The organism is Thiocapsa imhoffii, from assembly GCF_016583985.1.
In the GTDB taxonomy this organism is placed as follows: Bacteria; Pseudomonadota; Gammaproteobacteria; order Chromatiales; family Chromatiaceae; genus Thiocapsa; species Thiocapsa imhoffii.
This window is the reverse complement of the sequence record NZ_NRSD01000015.1, coordinates 99,534-115,844: the sequence shown is the minus strand read 5'-3', so window position 1 is coordinate 115,844 and position 16,311 is coordinate 99,534. Positions and strand designations below refer to the sequence as shown.

Genomic DNA, 16,311 nt, shown 5'->3' with positions numbered 1-16,311 from the left:
TCCTCCCCCAGAGACCCCACCGCCGCCAGTGGAGCCGGAGCCATCGCAACCGCAACCATCAGAACAGCAAATAGAACAGCAAAAAATTGACAACTGTACGCTTTTGCCAAATAGGAATGGGAACTGTAGACGAGAAGACACATCAATCGATTGCCCCAGCGGATTCAGGCCGATTGATCAGGGCGGTGGAAATGCGGCTGTCTGCAGTCCAAATTAACGCAGCTGGAGGCACATTTGAAGAGTGAGCAGGGTGGCCGACAAGCTCACCCGATCCCTGCGATCACACCGAACAAATCGGCGATAACCGCACGCGCACATTTTCGCGGGGCTCAACCCAGACGACCTTGCGACATTCGTTGAAACCGATGCGGTAGACGAGGAGATACTGACCCGGGTCGACGGCGAAGGAGAAGGCTTCGTTGCGGCCGACGCGATAGATCTCCCGATCGTTCAGATCAACGACGATGGTGGTGAACCAGCCTGGGAGGGTGCCATCGCGATAGAGGGTGATGTTCGCCGCCTCCGATGGGTTGGTGACCGCCGGCAGGGTGCCCGATAAGCCGCCAGTCGTGCAACCGACCGCAACCCCCAGGATCGCGATTGCCGCACCCATCGTTCCAATCCGCATCATGTCCATCATGGTGACCTTTGCGTTTGCCCACACGCCCCGGCTGCGCGAGGATAGTCGCCTCGACCGGCGCGCCATCGCACCGAGCCCTGATCGACGCGGACACCCTTGCCGCGCCATGCGGGCAGACGATACCTGTGCCGCCCTGAGGACGTCAAAGCGAATCAGCGAACCCAACGGAGCCACCGATGCTGAGCAGCACTCTGGAAAGGGATGCCCCGCCCCTGATCATGGGGATCCTCAATGTCACCCCGGATAGCTTTTCCGATGGCGGACGCTTCACCCGGGCCGGCATGGCCGTGCAACATGCCCTCGACATGATCGACGAGGGTGCCGATCTGATCGATATCGGCGGTGAGTCCACCCGTCCAGGTGCCCTCCCCGTCCCGGCCGCGGAGCAGGAACGCCGTGTCCTGCCGGTCATCGAGCGACTGCGTGAGGTGCTGCCGCGCGCCGTGCGTCTCAGCATCGACACCACCTCGTCGCAAGTGGCCGAGGCCGCGCTCGACGCCGGCGCGCACTGGATCAACGATACCTCGGCCGGGCGCGACGACCCGCGCATGTTCGCACTCGCCGCCGAACGAGCGGTTCCGCTGGTGTTGATGCACCGTCAGGGTATGCCGAGCTCCATGCAAGAGGCTCCCAGCTATCAGGATGTGGTCACCGAGGTCCGATCCTTTCTCGCGGAACGCATCGCCGCCGCCTGCGCCTGTGGCGTTGAGGCCGCACACATCCTGATCGACCCGGGATTGGGGTTTGGCAAGACCTATGAGCACAATCTGGCCCTGCTCGCGCGGCTCGAGACCTTGGTCGATCTGGGGCCGCCCTTGCTACTGGGCGCGAGCCGTAAACGCTTCCTCAGCGCGATCTGTGATGAGCCGCTCTTCACCAATCTCATGCCGGCCACCTGCGCGACCACCGCGCTCGGTGTCCTGGCTGGAGCACGGGTTTTCCGGGTGCACGATGTGCTCGGCAACCGACAGGCCGCCGATGTGGCTTGGGCCGTCAAACAGGCTGCCCGAACCTCCGCGGCCACTCCGCTCTAATCTCTCATACGATTCGTTTTGATCCTTCACCTTGATCTTTGAACCTTGAATGGAGCCCTCTCATCATGACCCTGAACCCCGCCACCCGCGGTCTGGCATTGAGCCTCTCCGTCAGTCTGGGATTCATGACCCTACCCCTCTCTACCGTCGCGGCACAGGATGCCGATCTCAACTCACCCTTGATGATCCAGGGTGAATTGACCTATCTCGCTCGGGTGGCCCTGTTGCCGGACACCCTCGCCATCCTGGAACTGCTCGATCGCAGCGTGCCGGGTGGCCAACCGGTGGCGACGGAACAGCTGGCCTTGGATGGACGACAGGTGCCGATTCCCTTCGCACTGGAGGTCGCGCGTGACCGTCTCGAGGAAACCGGCAGTTATGCCTTTCGCGGAACCTTTCTGGTGAACGGACTGATCGATTGGGTCACCGAGCCGCTGACGATCGATCCCACGAGCGCCCAAGTCGACCTCGGCACCATCTTGATGCTGCGAGAAGAGCCGATCGTGCTCAACTATGATTTTCTCTGTGGTGATCAACCGATTCGAGCAGGGTTCGATGCGGATCGGATGCGTCTGGAGGTTGGCGATGAGGGCTTCGATCTGCGAGCGGCAGTGTCTGCCTCCGGGGCGCGTTATGTCGCGGTTGGGGATCCGAACACCTCGTTTTGGAACAAGGGTGAGCGCGGGACGCTGGAGTTGCGCGGTCAAACCTATCCTGAATGCACCCCGCTCGAGCGCGATCAGTCGATCTTGCGCGCGAGCGGCAACGAGCCCTTCTGGAACCTGAAGATCGAGGCCGCCCGCGTTGAGTTCACCGCCGATCTGGGCGAAACCTGGATCGAGGTCGCGCTCCCCGAGCCTAAGTTAATCGAGGGTGGCCGTCGCTACGCCAATCTCATCGAGGACGGTCAACTGACCATCAGTCTGTTCGACCGGCCCTGTGTCGATACCATGAGCGGCATGCCGCATCCCTTGACCGTCGAGGTGCTGTTCGACGGACGCGCCCTGGCCGGATGTGGCGGTGATCCTGCCGACTTGCTGCGTGGTGGGGAATGGGTGGTGGAGGATCTCGCAGGGGGCGGGATCATCGATCGCGCACGGATCACCCTCGAGGTCGGGAGCGACCAGAGCGTCTCCGGTCGCGCCTCTTGCAATGAATACGACGGATCGTTCGAGTTGACCGGCGAGAGCCTGACCTTCGCGCCCCGTCTCATGACCAACGAGGAGTGTGCGCCGGCCTTGATGGATCAGGAGCGCCACTTTCTCGACCTGCTCAGCGGTGTGCGTGGATTCGCCGTGGATCCGAACGGCGCGCTGCTCTTGCTCAATGCCAACGAAACGCCCTCGATCCTCGCGCGCCGCGCCGACTAGCGACCCGCACAAAGAGCCGCCCCGACGCCGCCAGCCGAACCACGGCGCACAGAACGCTCAGGTGATCGGCTCGATCACCCGCAGCGTCCCGCACCGCTGCCGAACCGGGTTTCGCGGCAGCGGCGCGGGGGCTCGGCTCAGTGCCCGCCGCCCTTCAAGGCGCTGTTCATCCCCTCGATGGTGTCCTTGGCATCGCCGAAGACGAGCGAGGTGTTCTCTTGGTAGAACAGCAGATTGTCGACGCCCGAATAGCCGGGACGCATGGAGCGCTTAAGGAAGTACACCTGCCGCGCACGACCTGCCTCGAGGATCGGCATACCGTAGATGGGGCTGGTCTTATCCTCCTTGGCGGCGGGATTCACGACATCGTTCGCGCCCACCACCAGCACCACATCCGTACTCGCGAAGTCCGGGTTGATCTCGTCCATCTCGAGCACGCGATCGTAGGGGATATCCGCCTCGGCGAGCAGCACGTTCATATGACCCGGCATCCGACCGGCGACCGGATGGATGCCGAATCGCACCTCGACCCCACGCGCCTCGAGTAACTCCATCATCTCCTTCAAGGAATGCTGGGCCTGGGCGACCGCCATGCCATAGCCCGGGATGATGATGACCCGATTGGCATCCTCCATCCAATAGACAGCATCCTCGATCGCCGCCGACTTCACGCCTTTCTCGGCCGCCACGGCCCCGGCGCTGTCGCCGCCACTGGTATCGGTTCCAAACCCGCCAAAGACGACGTTGAGGATCGAGCGATTCATCGCCTTACACATGATGTAGGAGAGGATCGCGCCCGAGCAGCCGACCAGGGCACCGACGATGATCAAGAGATTGTTGTGCAGGGTGAAACCGGTCGCCGCCGCGGCCCAGCCCGAGTAGCTGTTCAGCATCGAGATGATCACCGGCATGTCCGCGCCACCGATCGGAATGATCAGGGTCACGCCCAGGGTGAAGGCGAGCAAGGTCATGAGCAGGAGCGAGAAGATGCTGCCCGTCATCGCAAAATGCACCGCGAGGGCGATGGTCACGATGCCCATGACCGCGTTGAGCAGATGCTGGCCCCGGTACTTGACTGGACTCCCACTCAGGAGCCCCTGCAGCTTACCGAAGGCGATCACGGAGCCGGTGAAGGTGATGGCGCCGATCACCACGCCGGCCGAGATCTCGCCCATCAGCAGCGCGTCCAACTCACCGGCACCGCGCCTGGTCAGGAAGGTCCCGATCGCCACCAAGACGGCGGCCATGCCGACGAAGCTGTGCAAGGCCGCGACCAACTGCGGCATGGCCGTCATCTGGATGCGCAGCGCCACGATGACGCCGATGATGGCACCGCCGACGATGCCAAACGTGATCAAGCCATAGGCCTGGACCTGGTTACCGAGCAGGGTCGCGGCGATGGCGATCAGCATGCCGAGCATGCCGTAGAGGTTGCCTCGCCGTGCCGTCGCGGGATGTGTCAGGCCCTTGAGCGCCAAAATGAAGAGCACGGCGGAGACCAGATAAGCCACCGCCTGGAGATTGACTGAGAGCGTCATGGATGCCGTTCCTTATTTCTTCTTCTTGAACATCGACAGCATGCGATGTGTCACCAAGAATCCGCCGAAGACGTTGATTGACGCCAGGAACACCGCGATGAAACCGATGAACCGTGTGAAGCCACCGGCCTGCGGATCGCCCGCGACCAGCAGGGCGCCGACCAGCACGATGCCTGAGATGGCGTTGGTCAGCGCGACCAGTGGCGTATGCAGCGAGGGCGTGACGCCCCAGACCACCCAGTAGCCGATGAAGCAGGCAAGGACAAAGACATATAATGCAATGAGCGAGGGATCGAGGACCTCGGGCATGGGTGTGACTCCAGTTATGCGGTTGTCTCGAATCAGTTCTCGAGGATTGGATCGCGCGGCTCGGTCAATCGTTGAATCCCAACCCGTTTCACTGAACCGGCTCGACGGAACCGGGGCGGCCTGAGCCGATGCGCGGACCTGATGACCGTTCGCCAGATCTCGAACAGCGGAAAACACGCCCCGCTGCTCGATGTCCCCATGCGGATGCAGGGTGGACAGCAGACCCGATCACCGGCGCCGCGATCGTGGGGGCCACCCCACGACCAGAACGGATCAGGAGGCGGGTTCAACCAACATCGCCGCCGTGATGTCGTCCTCCGCCAGATCCTTCAGTTCCGGGCCGGACGCACCCGATGTGAACATGATATCGATCAGGTTGGCGAGGTTGCGGGCATAGAAGGCGCTGGCATCGGCCGGCAGCAATGCCGGAAAGTTGGTGAGACCAACAATGGTGACTCCATGCCGCTCGACGATCTCACCGGCGACGGTCAGTGGACAGTTGCCACCATTGGCCGCGGCAAGATCCACGATGACCGAACCCGGACGCATCCGTTTGACGACCTCCTCGGTCACCAACACAGGCGCCGGACGACAGGGGATCAAGGCCGTGGTGATGATCACATGGGCCTTGGCAAGTTGATCCGCGAGGGCCGCTTGTTGCTTCGCCTTAGCCTCGTCCGAGAGTTCCTTGGCGTAGCCGCCTTCCCCCGCGCCACTCTCGCCGAGATCAAGCTCGATCGGCTTGGCGCCGAGCGAGCGGATCTGTTCGTGTGTCTCCGGGCGTACGTCGTAGGCATGAACGTCGGCGCCCAGACGCCGGGCCGTGGCGATCGCCTGCAGACCGGCAACACCCGCCCCAAGCACGACGAGTCGCGCCGGCTTGGCCGATCCCGCGGAGGTCATCATCATCGGCAGGAACCGGCCATAGCGCGCCGCGGCCTCCAAAGTCGCGCGGTAGCCGGCGATGTTGCTCTGCGAGGAGAGCGCATCCATCGACTGGGCCCGTGAGGTGCGGGGCATGCGCTCCATGCCGAGCACGCGCACCTGTTTCGCCAGCATCGCGGCGAGCACGGGATCATCACCACAGCTCTCGAGCAACCCAACGTAGAGGCTGCCGGGACGTAATGACCCAACATCGGCGTCATCGGGTCGGCGGACCTTCAGCAGCAGATCGACGTCGAATGCGCCAGCGCGATCCGTAAGCCGTGCCCCGGCAGCCTCGTAGTCGGCGTCAGGATAACCGGCCCGCACACCAGCGCCGGACTCGACGTGGACCTCAAAGCCTTTGCCGACGAACTTTTTCACGACATCCGGAATGGACGCGACCCGGGTCTCGCCCGCAGCCGTCTCCAAGGGAATTCCGATCTTCATCGTCTTGTTGATCCTATTCCACAATGGTCGGCCGCCCATGGGTCGTCCCCGGGCGGCTTAGAGCCGCCGCATTATGGGTGCGCGAACCCTTCACCGCAACCATCGCACCACAATCGCGCAGCAGCAGCCGGCGCGGCGGGGCGGATCCCCCGCGCTCGGTCTCACCACGGGACCCGCTGCGAGCTGCAGTCCGGGCGCGCCCGGTGCGCGCTGGGGTATCGGGTCAAGGGACTCCGGCAATGGTCACGCGAGCGGCGTGGGCGCCGCCTTCAACGCTCGTTCCCGCTGCGCATCGCCTTGATAATGTGCGAGGAGATCTCCTCGATCGATTGGCTGGTGGTGTTGAGGACTGGAATCTGCAGACGCTTGTAGATGGTCGACGCCATGCGGATGTCATCCTGACAGCGTTTCAAGGAGGCGTAGCCACTGCCAGGGCGTCGTTCCTCGCGGATCATCTGCAGTCGCTGTGGATCGATCGTCAGGGCAAACAGCTTATGGCGACAGTCCCAGACCAGCTGGGGCACGTCGCCACGCTCGAAATCCTCTTCGGTCAAGGGGTAGTTGGCCGAGCGCAGGCCATAATGCATCGCCAGGTAGAGGCAGGTTGGCGTCTTGCCGGAGCGTGAGACGCCGATCAGAACGACATCGGCGCGGTGAAAATTGTCCGGGCGAATCCCATCGTCGTTGGCCATGGCGAAATTGATCGCCTCGATCCGCTTGGTGTAGAAGCTGGGTTTGGTGATGGCGTGACTGCGCCCGGATTTGCGGCTTGGGGGAACACCGAGTTCCGCCGACAAGGGCTCGACGAACCCCTCGAACAGCTCGATGTAGAAGCAGTTTCCTTGCTGGAGGATCTCCCGAATCTCGTTGTTCAGCATGGTGGCGAAGACGATCGGGCGTGCCCCATCACGGTCCGCCGCTTCCTGCATGCGTTGCGTCAGGGCATGCGCGCGGAGGTCGGTATTGATGTAGGGCATGTAGACCTGCTCGAAGTCGATGGTATCGAACTGTGAGAGCAGACTGTGGCCAAGCGTCTCGGCGGTGATCCCAGTGCTTTCGGAAACAAAGAAGACAGTACGGTTCATAGGCCCTGACCGAATGATGCAAGTCAATGCAGTGTATATTGGAATTTGGTGATATAGGAAAACATGGCGCGGGACGCTGAGGATGTGCTCCCAACACCGATTTATGCCCAATGCGCACCCAGTCAGCGCCCTGCCAACCCGGCCCCAGCCGGCATGTCCCTGTCTCGAGGATGAGGAGTCCCCCCACCGTGTCACAGATTACGAACGATCATGCGCTCCGCGACGTCCTGAACCATCTGAACGCCACCCAGCAACGCCTGCTCGGTGCGCGCTTCGCCGAGCATGTCATCCACCTCAGTCAGGACGACCGGGTAAACCGCGCCATCGCCACCGGGCTGCGCGAGTCGGCCAGCCCGGGGGAATTGGAAGACGCCTTCAAGGCGGCGAAGGCCTATGCGGCCAAGACCTACACGGCATGCGGAACCGACACCGATTGGCTGGCCCAGGCCGACCATTTCGTCGCCGCGGCCACCGCTGCCGCCCTCACTCCCGATGCGCTCTTGAGCGAGAAGCAGAATCGTGCCTGGAAGGCGGCCATGCATGCACGCATGGCGGTCAACTGCACCCTGATGGAAGACGATGACGCCCCGGAAACCTCCGAAGCCGAGCATCAATACGCCATCACCGGGGCCTTCCTAGGCTGAGCCCGAGCCATCGGCCCCAGCACGGGCGGTGCGCCGAACGCCCTTCCGCACTGACCGAGCCGGCCTGAGCTGAGCAGCTCGCATCCCGTCGCTTAGGCCGGCTCGGTGGCCTCGGCGGCGAGCATCGCGTCATAGATCTCCCACGCCATGGCGGCCTCCTCTGGGCTCATGCGTGAGATGGCGTGCCCTAGATGCACCACGACATAATCGCCGACCGCCAGTCCCTCGTCCTGCAACATGAAGAGACTCACCTCTCGTTGCGCGCCCTTCGCGGTACAACGGGCAACGAAGCCATCAATGGACTGGATCTGCATGGGAATCCCGAGACACATGGACAAACGCCTGTCGTGAAGTCGATCATGACGGACTAGGCTAGACCGGAGCCAGCCTGCCCGCAAGGACGCGGATCAAGGAATGGGCCTGCCACGGCCGTCTCCTGCACCGAGTGGATCAACCGAGGATGGCTGATCAGGCGATGGCTGGTCAGGCGAGGCGATGGCGGAGGCACCGCATACCACTTCAAGGCGAGATGCGCCGACTGCGGTGCGCAGTGATCCAGCGTCATCACCCGAAACCCATAGAGGACCGCCGAGCGTGCAAACAACGACCCTCATTCTTGGCTTAGGCAATGTGCTCATGACCGACGAGGCCGTCGGGGCCGAGGTGGTGCGCCGCCTGGCGCTCCAGAGCGAACCGGATACGCGCCTCGTCTTCGTCGATGGGGGGACCTTAAGTTTCACCCTCGCCTTGCCGATCAGCGAATCTCCACGCCTGATCGTGGTCGATGCCGCGACCATGGGCGAACCACCGGGCAGCGTCCGCGTCTTCGAGAACGAGGCCATGGACCGACAACTCAGTCTCCATGCGAAAACCGTGCATGAGGTGAGCCTCGCCGACCTCTTCGACATTGCACGCCTGACGGACACGCTCCCGCGGCAACGCGCCCTGGTTGGGATCGAACCGGAGTTCGTCGGTTGGGGTGATCACTTGACCCCGGCGGTCGAGGCGGCGATTCCGCGGACCATTGAGCAGATCCATTCGCTGCTCGCACGGTGGGACGCCACGGCTAGCCCGTCGTGACGCACTCTGATGCCGGCCATTGTCGAATCTCTCGCTTGGTCTTAACCTGGCCGACATCTTTCGCCAACCACCGAACCGACCGCACCTCATGATTGATCGCATCTCATCGTGGCCCTGGCTCCTGCTGTTGGCTCTGGCACTCCCCGCGGCACAGGCCGAGAATCTCTTCGTACCGGATGCGAGCCCACCAGTCCCCTCGAGCGTCACCGAGGGCACGCCCTGGCAGGAAGGCAGCAGCACCCTCCCCCCCTGGCCGCAGGATGAGGATTTGATCGAATTCGTTCCTGATGGCCCGCGCTCTGACTTGCGTTATTTCATCGACGAACGCAGCCTGCAGGTTGGAACCGATCAGGCCGTACGATTCACCCTCGTCGCGCAAGGGCCGAGCGGTGCGCGCAACCTCTCCTTCGAGGGCATTCGCTGCACCCCGCAGGGTTCCTACAGAACCTATGCCTATGGCGTGGACGGCCGCTTCGAGCCGGTCGCGAGTGGCGACTGGCAGCGCATCGGACACCGCGCCCCCGAACGCTGGCGCCACGATCTGTGGCGGTTCCATTTCTGCGTCCCGCAAGGATTCACACCACGTCCGCGCCAGGACATGCTGCGGTCACTGCAGGGGCGCATCAACCCACGGCAGAACATGGGGTTCCAGGCGGATTGATCGATCGCGAGCGTCGGGCGTGCAACTGGAAACCGAGCGGAGGCGCCCGCATGCTCATGATCGCGAGATCGACTGAACGTGCCCAAGTCAGATGACACCCGCACGGCAACAGAGCATGCTGTCGGCCTGCCGCCGCGGTCCGGCGACCGATCCACGCGACCGCGACAACCGGCGCGCGCGCCCTTCGCCGCATTGCTCAACCCGCACATCCGCTTGTCATGACGGGCCGCCAGTTCCAGAACGCATCCGCCAACGTGGGCGCCACTGAACGATTACCTGACATCCTCACGACGTCGAAGAGGCCATCACCATGACCAACCCCTTGCTGGACAGCGCCGGTCTGCCGGCCTTTTCCAAGATTCAGCCCACGCATGTCGAGGCGGCGATCGACCACCGCCTCGCCGAGTGCCGGACCGAGATTGCGCGGCTCACCTCCGAGGTCGCGGTCCCGACCTGGGAGAACTTCGTCGAACCCTTGGACGAAGTCGACGACCGCCTGAGCCGGACCTGGTCCCCGATCGGCCATCTCAATGGCGTCCTCAACAGCGACGAACTGCGCGCCGCCTACAATGCCTGTCTGCCAAAATTGAGTGACTATGGCACCGAGGTCGGGCAGAACGAGGCGCTCTTTCGTGCCTACCAGGCGGTCGCCTCGCTCGAGCATCTCGATCCCGCGCAGCGCAAGTTGCTCGAGAACATCCTGCGTGATTTCCATCTCTCCGGGGTCGACCTCCCCCCCGAGCAGAAGGCCCGTTACAAAGAGATCAGTCAGGAACTCTCGCAACTGACGACCAAATTCTCCGAAAACGTCCTCGATGCCACCAACGCCTGGAGCAAATCGATCGAGGACGAGCAACGCCTCGCCGGGTTACCCCCATCGGCCCTGGCCTTGGCCCGCCAGACGGCTGAGCAACGGGGCCTGAGTGGTTGGCTCCTAACCCTTGATTTCCCATCCTACATGCCGGTCATGACCTATGCCGATGACCGCGAGTTACGCTTCGAACTCTACGAGGCCTATGTCACCCGCGCCTCCGATCAGGGTCCGCAGGCCGGGCAATGGGACAACAGCGACCTGATGGAACGCATCCTGGCACGGCGACACGAGCTTGCCGAACTCCTCGGCTTCGCGAACTATGCCGAGCGCTCACTGGCGACCAAGATGGCGCCCTCGCCCGCGGCGGTCTTGACCTTCCTGAACGACCTTGCCGAACGCTCGGTGACCCAAGCCCGGCGCGAACTCGATGAACTCGCGGCCTTCGCCCGCGAACAGCATGGGGTCAGCCAGCTCGAACCCTGGGATATCGGCTACTATTCCGAAAAATTGCGGGTGCATCGCTACCAGATCAGCCAGGAGGAATTGCGGCCCTATTTTCCCATCTCGCGGGTTCTCACGGGCCTCTTCGGAGTGGTCGAGCGTCTCTTCGGGGTGCGAATCCAGGAGGCGGAAACCTTCGAGACCTATCACCCTGATGTGCGGTTTTTCGAGATTCGCGAGGTCGATTCAGGCGCGTTGCGCGGTCAGTTCTATCTCGACCCCTTCGCCCGCCAGCACAAGCGCGGTGGGGCCTGGATGGATGTCTGCACCAACCGCATGCACACGGTGCGCTGCGACCAGATCCCCGTCGCCTATCTGGTCTGCAACTTCTCCCCACCCGTCGGCGAACAGCCATCCTTATTGACGCACCAGGAGGTCGAGACGCTCTTTCACGAGTTCGGTCATGGCCTGCATCATCTCTTGACCAAGATCGATTATCCCGGGGTCGCGGGAATCAATGGGGTGCCCTGGGATGCGGTCGAGCTGCCGAGTCAGTTCATGGAGAACTGGTGCTGGGAGCGTGAGTCACTGGATCTCTTCGCGGCGCATTGGGAAACGGGCGAGCCCATCCCCGAGGATCTCTACCGTCGCATGATGGCGGCTAGGAACTTCCAATCGGCCATGCAGATGGTGCGGCAGCTGGAATTCGCGCTGTTCGATTTCCGCATGCATCATGAATACGATCCAGCCCGGGGTGGCCGGATCGAGGAGATCATCGAGTCGGTGCGGGAGCAGGTCGCCGTGATTCGCCCGCCGGCCTTCAATCGCTTCGCCCACAGCTTCTCGCACATCTTCGCCGGGGGCTATGCCGCGGGCTATTACAGCTACAAATGGGCCGAGGTCTTGTCGGCGGATGCCTTCTCGTTATTCGAGGAGCGCGGCGTGTTCGATGCCGAAGCCGGGCGTGCCTTCCGTGAGAATATCCTCGAACGCGGCGGCTCGGAGGATGCCATGGTCCTGTACGTCCGCTTCCGTGGACGCGAACCCAATACGGATGCCCTGTTGCGACACAGCGGGATCGCGGCTTAGCACACGCACTGCCAACGGGCTGACTGCACAATGAAATATCATGATTTACGCGACTTCATCGAACAGCTTGAGCAGCGCGGTGAGTTGCAGCGGATTGGTGTCGAGGTCGATCCCTATCTGGAAGTGACGGAGATCTGCGACCGCACCCTGCGGGGGGGCGGTCCGGCCCTCCTGTTCGAGCGTCCGAAAGGCTCCAGCATCCCACTGCTCGGGAATCTATTCGGCACGACCCGGCGGGTCGCCCTCGGCATGGGCGAGGAGTCGGTCCAGGCACTGCGCGAGGTTGGCAAGCTCCTAGCCTTCCTGAAGGAGCCCGACCCGCCGAAAGGGATGAAGGATGCGTGGCAGTCCTTGCCAATCTTCAAAAAGGTCCTGGACATGGCGCCGAAGGTGCGCCGCAACGCACCCTGTCAGGAGGTGGTGCTCAGTGGTGATCAGGTCGATCTCGGCCGGCTCCCGATCCAGCATTGCTGGCCCGGCGATGCCGCCCCCTTGATCACCTGGGGCCTGGTGATCACGAAAGGGCCTGAGAAGGCCCGCCACAATCTCGGCATCTATCGGATGCAGGTGATCGGGCGCAATCGGGTGATCATGCGCTGGCTCGCCCATCGCGGCGGCGCGCTCGACTTCCGCGACTGGCAGCGGGCGCATCCGGGCAAGCCCTTTCCGGTCGCCGTCGCGCTTGGCGCCGATCCCGCCACCATTCTGGGCGCGGTCACCCCGGTCCCGGACAGCCTCTCGGAGTATGCCTTTGCCGGCTTACTGCGCGGCAGCCGCACCGAACTGGCCGCCTGTCAGGAATCGGACCTCCAGGTTCCGGCGAGCGCCGAGATCATTCTCGAGGGACACATTCACCCGGATGAGCAGGCCGCGGAAGGGCCGTTCGGCGACCACACCGGATACTACAACGAGGTCGGACAATTCCCGGTCTTCACCATTAACCGCATCACCCAGCGCCGTGATCCCATCTATCACAGCACCTATACCGGACGCCCGCCGGACGAACCCGCCATCCTCGGGGTGGCCTTAAACGAGGTGTTCGTCCCCATCCTGCAGAAGCAGTTTCCCGAGATTCAGGACTTCTACCTGCCACCCGAAGGCTGTTCCTATCGTTTAGCGGTCGTCAGTATCAAGAAACAGTATCCCGGTCACGCCAAACGGGTGATGCTCGGAGTTTGGTCCTTCCTGCGACAGTTCATGTACACGAAATTCGTCATCATCGTCGACGACGACGTCTGCACGCGCGACTGGAAAGATGTGATCTGGGCCATGACGACACGCATGGATCCGGCCCGGGATACGGTGATGATCGAGAACACGCCGATCGATTATCTCGATTTCGCCTCGCCCGTCTCGGGCCTGGGCTCGAAGATCGGATTCGATGCCACGAACAAGTGGCCGGGAGAAACGACTCGCGAATGGGGCGTGCCGATTCGGATGGACGAGGGGGTGCGGGAGCGGGTGGATGCCATCTGGTCACGTCTCGGGATCAGGCTCCCTCAGCCGGTGCGCTGACCCCATTGCGACCAGCACGTTGGCGGACGCATCAGGCCGCCGCATCGCATGCTGCCGGGGCGCGCCTGATACAGGTCGCGGGCCCCGGCAGTGGATGCTGAAGATCAATCAGGTGCGTTGGATTAATAGCGGCCCCCACCGCCACCGCCACGCGGACGATCGGAACGCGGTCGTGCCTCGTTCACGGTCAGCTTCCGACCCTTTAGATCGGTCTCGTTCAACGCTTTGATCGCCGCATCGGCCTCGGCATTATTGGGCATGTCCACGAAGCCAAATCCCTTGGACTGGCCTGAAAACTTGTCCATGATCACCTCCGCGGAGGCAAGATCGCCGAATTGTCCGAAGACATCACGCAGATCATCCTCCGTGACACTATAGGGCAGGTTGCCGACATAGATCCTCATCGCTGTCTCTCATGCTGATGTGCGTTGCGCGAACCAAGACTGCCGAGTGGCCAACACACAAGTCGACTCGACAGTAAACAAACCAGACCGCAAGGCAGACAGGCCTCGCGCGCGGGACATAGGGCACTGAATAGGAATGAATGAGAGGGATAGACCGCTGGCAGGACGGGGGGAAGCATCGGCAAGAGATTCAGTGTTGCGAGCATAGGTCCCTGGACTCAAAGCCAGTCCGTCTGCGTGTCACTGAAGAAAAACTAGACCATCAAGTCATTGTCGTCAACTCCATGACCTTGACAATTTCATGACGATTGCATAGGCAAGCGCGCGGGACTCCGCACCCAACTACAGTCACTTGGCTCCAGCGCGGCGCCACATGAAGGCACCGCGCCGGGCCGTGGCCAGGTGACTCAGTTGCTGAAACTGCCGCGCTGATGTTCATCGACCAGCACGCCGCCCAGCGCGCCGACACTGGCACCGATCAACGCGCCACGCCCGGCGTTCGCGCTGAGTGATCCAACGATGGCGCCGGTCGCGGCCCCCATGCCGGTCCCGGTCGCAACCCGCGAGGTGGTCGTCGACCCACAGGCGACGAGTGCCAGGACGCTCGTTAGCACCAAGGTCATCGTCAAAAGCTTCATGGTCTCACTCCAGAATCCGGCGTCATTGAGCGGGACGCCTGCTTGAAAGGGGGCGCGATGTTGCGGCCAATCCGAGAAGACCCGCAGTGGCACCATGCGCCTGCGATCAGGCCGAAACCCACATGGCGGTCGCGTCAGCGTCGTCGCGCATCAGGCCTAGCGCTTCGCGCAGGGATATTTGGCCGCCAAGGCGCGCACCAGACCCTTCACGGGCGGCTCACCCATCAACTCGGCATTCTCGGCATTGGCTTGGCCCCAGGCGACGAAGGCATCGCGGGCCTGCTCGATCGTCGTGCCTTGTGGGTAGCACACCAGCGGCTTGAGATGATTCCGGTCGGTCACGGCATCGTGATACTGAATGGTCGCCTGAATGAAGGCACGACAGGCCAGGGACGCCAGCATGTAGAAATCAGACTCTGCCGGCGTGGCACAGATCGTATAGAGATCGTCGGTGCTGTCGTAATGGAAAAGATCTTCCTCGAGTGCGCTCACCGTTGGGGCCGTGAAAACGGCTCCGGCAATCAGGGCCGCGAACAGGGCCGACGGATAGGGGTTGGTTGCTCTCATCGTGGGACTCCTTGTAACGGTTCTGTTTTGATTGATCCAGGTTGATTGATCCGGGCGGTCCATGATCCAAACGGGTGAAGCGCCACCCTTTCTGGGTGACTCACGTGTCCAGCGGGTGCTGCGATCGAGCGATTCGCTGAGCGCCCCTGGCCGCCCCATGGGTAGAAGCGGTCGCCAATCATAGCCTGTGATCCCAACGCGGTGCATCCTCCCTAGGAAGCCGCTGCCGGCGGCGCGGTGGAGAGGGCCGCGAGGCCCGCCGCGAGATCAGGATACCGCGGCACCACACCAAGTTCGGTTCTGAGCCGATCGTTGCGCAGGCGTCGTGACTCTCTTAAGTAAGAGAGCATGCCCTCGGACACCTGCCCCGCGGCCTCTTCGAGGGGGATGAGCGGCGGCGCAGGTAACCCGACGGCGGCGGCGACGGCTTGAAAATATTCGGTCATGGTGCTCGGATGCCCGTCGCTGACATTGTAGACGGCACCCGGTTCGGCGCGGGCCATCGCCGCCATGCAGACCGTCACCAGATCCTCGACATGAATCCGATTGGTGTAGGGAGCCTGCTCGGGCCGCACCATCGGGGCCCCCGAGCGCAGACGTGCCAAGGGCAGGCGCTCGGGGCCGTAGATCCCAGCGACCCGCAGGATCACAAGCTCGCCCCCACTCGCACGGCTCCAGTCGCGCAGGCGCTCTTCAGCATCCCAACGCCGCTGGGAACGCTCAGCGACCGGCTTGACCGGCTCATGCTCGTCGATCCAGCGTCCTCCACAGTCACCATAGACTCCGGTCGTGCTGAGATAGAGGACCCGTTTGGGCGACCCGAGCGTCTCGAACAGCGCGATCAGGTGGCGGGTGAGAGGGTCGCGCACCCCGCCGCCAGGTGGGGGCGCAAGATGAAAGACGAGCGCGTCCTGGAACGACAGCGTGCTTGGAGTCTCTCGCGAGAGATCCACGGCCCGCGCCCGAATCCCCTGATCAGTCAAGCGCGTTACACTGGCCTCGGTGCGCACCAGTCCCGTCACCGCTTCGCCGGCTTCAAGATATTGGCGGGCCAGCCGTTCGCCCACATATCCGCAACCAATGATGAATTTCTCCGACATGATGCCACCTC

Annotated in this window: 17 protein-coding genes; 7 read left to right on the top strand and 10 right to left on the bottom strand. The window is 62.9% G+C overall.

Going from position 1 to position 16,311, the window contains the following annotated elements:
* Positions 1–280 precede the first annotated feature (280 nt).
* Positions 281–613 carry a hypothetical protein gene (locus CKO25_RS14205; protein WP_242467622.1) on the bottom strand — a complete coding sequence of 111 codons (333 nt, stop codon included), beginning with the start codon at positions 611–613 and terminating at the stop codon, positions 281–283.
* Positions 614–816: 203 nt separating this feature from the next.
* Between CKO25_RS14205 and folP the strand changes: the two genes are divergently transcribed.
* Positions 817–1,674 (top strand): dihydropteroate synthase, encoded by an 858-nt coding sequence (folP, locus tag CKO25_RS14200; RefSeq protein WP_200388598.1) that lies wholly within the window; start codon positions 817–819, stop codon positions 1,672–1,674.
* A gap of 65 nt (positions 1,675–1,739) precedes the next feature.
* A complete protein-coding gene (locus tag CKO25_RS14195; RefSeq protein ID WP_200388597.1) occupies positions 1,740–3,044 on the top strand; it encodes an META domain-containing protein in 1,305 nt (434 codons plus the stop codon).
* Positions 3,045–3,181: 137 nt separating this feature from the next.
* On the opposite strand, the gene CKO25_RS14190 is transcribed toward CKO25_RS14195, so the two are convergent.
* The 4 genes from CKO25_RS14190 to ppsR all read right to left on the bottom strand — a co-directional run bounded on the left by CKO25_RS14190 (position 3,182) and on the right by ppsR (position 7,347).
* Positions 3,182–4,582, bottom strand: coding sequence for an NAD(P)(+) transhydrogenase (Re/Si-specific) subunit beta (locus tag CKO25_RS14190; protein WP_200388596.1), 1,401 nt, complete (start codon positions 4,580–4,582; stop codon positions 3,182–3,184).
* A gap of 12 nt (positions 4,583–4,594) precedes the next feature.
* Complete coding sequence (locus CKO25_RS14185) at positions 4,595–4,891, bottom strand: proton-translocating transhydrogenase family protein (protein WP_200388595.1); 297 nt, start codon at positions 4,889–4,891, stop codon at positions 4,595–4,597.
* A gap of 273 nt (positions 4,892–5,164) precedes the next feature.
* Entirely contained in the window at positions 5,165–6,262 is a 1,098-nt protein-coding gene (locus CKO25_RS14180; protein WP_200388594.1) for a Re/Si-specific NAD(P)(+) transhydrogenase subunit alpha, read from the bottom strand.
* Between the two features lie 269 nt (positions 6,263–6,531).
* Positions 6,532–7,347 (bottom strand): posphoenolpyruvate synthetase regulatory kinase/phosphorylase PpsR, encoded by an 816-nt coding sequence (gene ppsR, locus CKO25_RS14175; RefSeq protein ID WP_200388593.1) that lies wholly within the window; start codon positions 7,345–7,347, stop codon positions 6,532–6,534.
* A gap of 188 nt (positions 7,348–7,535) precedes the next feature.
* On the opposite strand from ppsR, the gene CKO25_RS14170 reads away from it, so the two are divergent.
* Positions 7,536–7,991 (top strand): hypothetical protein, encoded by a 456-nt coding sequence (locus CKO25_RS14170; protein WP_200388592.1) that lies wholly within the window; start codon positions 7,536–7,538, stop codon positions 7,989–7,991.
* Positions 7,992–8,083: 92 nt separating this feature from the next.
* Here the strand turns inward: CKO25_RS14170 and CKO25_RS14165 are convergent, their stop codons facing one another.
* Positions 8,084–8,323, bottom strand: coding sequence for a HypC/HybG/HupF family hydrogenase formation chaperone (locus CKO25_RS14165; RefSeq protein WP_200388591.1), 240 nt, complete (start codon positions 8,321–8,323; stop codon positions 8,084–8,086).
* Between the two features lie 262 nt (positions 8,324–8,585).
* Here CKO25_RS14165 and CKO25_RS14160 point away from each other — a divergent pair, with 262 nt between their 5' ends.
* From CKO25_RS14160 to ubiD, 4 genes are all read left to right on the top strand, one after another.
* The gene (locus CKO25_RS14160) at positions 8,586–9,071 is read left to right on the top strand and encodes a hydrogenase maturation protease (RefSeq protein ID WP_200388590.1); all 486 of its coding nucleotides are present in this window, start codon (positions 8,586–8,588) and stop codon (positions 9,069–9,071) included.
* An 88-nt stretch (positions 9,072–9,159) separates the two neighbouring features.
* Positions 9,160–9,732, top strand: a complete 573-nt coding sequence (locus tag CKO25_RS14155; protein ID WP_200388589.1) for a CNP1-like family protein — start codon at positions 9,160–9,162, stop codon at positions 9,730–9,732.
* 310 nt (positions 9,733–10,042) lie between these two features.
* Positions 10,043–12,076, top strand: coding sequence for an oligopeptidase A (gene prlC / locus CKO25_RS14150; RefSeq protein WP_200388588.1), 2,034 nt, complete (start codon positions 10,043–10,045; stop codon positions 12,074–12,076).
* 30 nt (positions 12,077–12,106) lie between these two features.
* Positions 12,107–13,591 (top strand): 4-hydroxy-3-polyprenylbenzoate decarboxylase, encoded by a 1,485-nt coding sequence (gene ubiD, locus CKO25_RS14145; protein WP_200388587.1) that lies wholly within the window; start codon positions 12,107–12,109, stop codon positions 13,589–13,591.
* Between the two features lie 122 nt (positions 13,592–13,713).
* Here ubiD and rbp read toward each other — a convergent pair whose 3' ends face one another.
* The 4 genes from rbp to CKO25_RS14125 all read right to left on the bottom strand — a co-directional run bounded on the left by rbp (position 13,714) and on the right by CKO25_RS14125 (position 16,300).
* The gene (rbp, locus tag CKO25_RS14140) at positions 13,714–13,995 is read right to left on the bottom strand and encodes an RNA-binding regulator (RefSeq protein ID WP_200388586.1); all 282 of its coding nucleotides are present in this window, start codon (positions 13,993–13,995) and stop codon (positions 13,714–13,716) included.
* A gap of 407 nt (positions 13,996–14,402) precedes the next feature.
* Positions 14,403–14,633, bottom strand: coding sequence for a YMGG-like glycine zipper-containing protein (locus CKO25_RS14135; protein ID WP_200388585.1), 231 nt, complete (start codon positions 14,631–14,633; stop codon positions 14,403–14,405).
* A 156-nt stretch (positions 14,634–14,789) separates the two neighbouring features.
* Positions 14,790–15,200, bottom strand: a complete 411-nt coding sequence (locus CKO25_RS14130) for a Rap1a/Tai family immunity protein (protein WP_200388584.1) — start codon at positions 15,198–15,200, stop codon at positions 14,790–14,792.
* A gap of 212 nt (positions 15,201–15,412) precedes the next feature.
* Positions 15,413–16,300, bottom strand: a complete 888-nt coding sequence (locus CKO25_RS14125) for an SDR family oxidoreductase (RefSeq protein ID WP_200388583.1) — start codon at positions 16,298–16,300, stop codon at positions 15,413–15,415.
* Between the last annotated feature and the right edge of the window lie 11 nt (positions 16,301–16,311).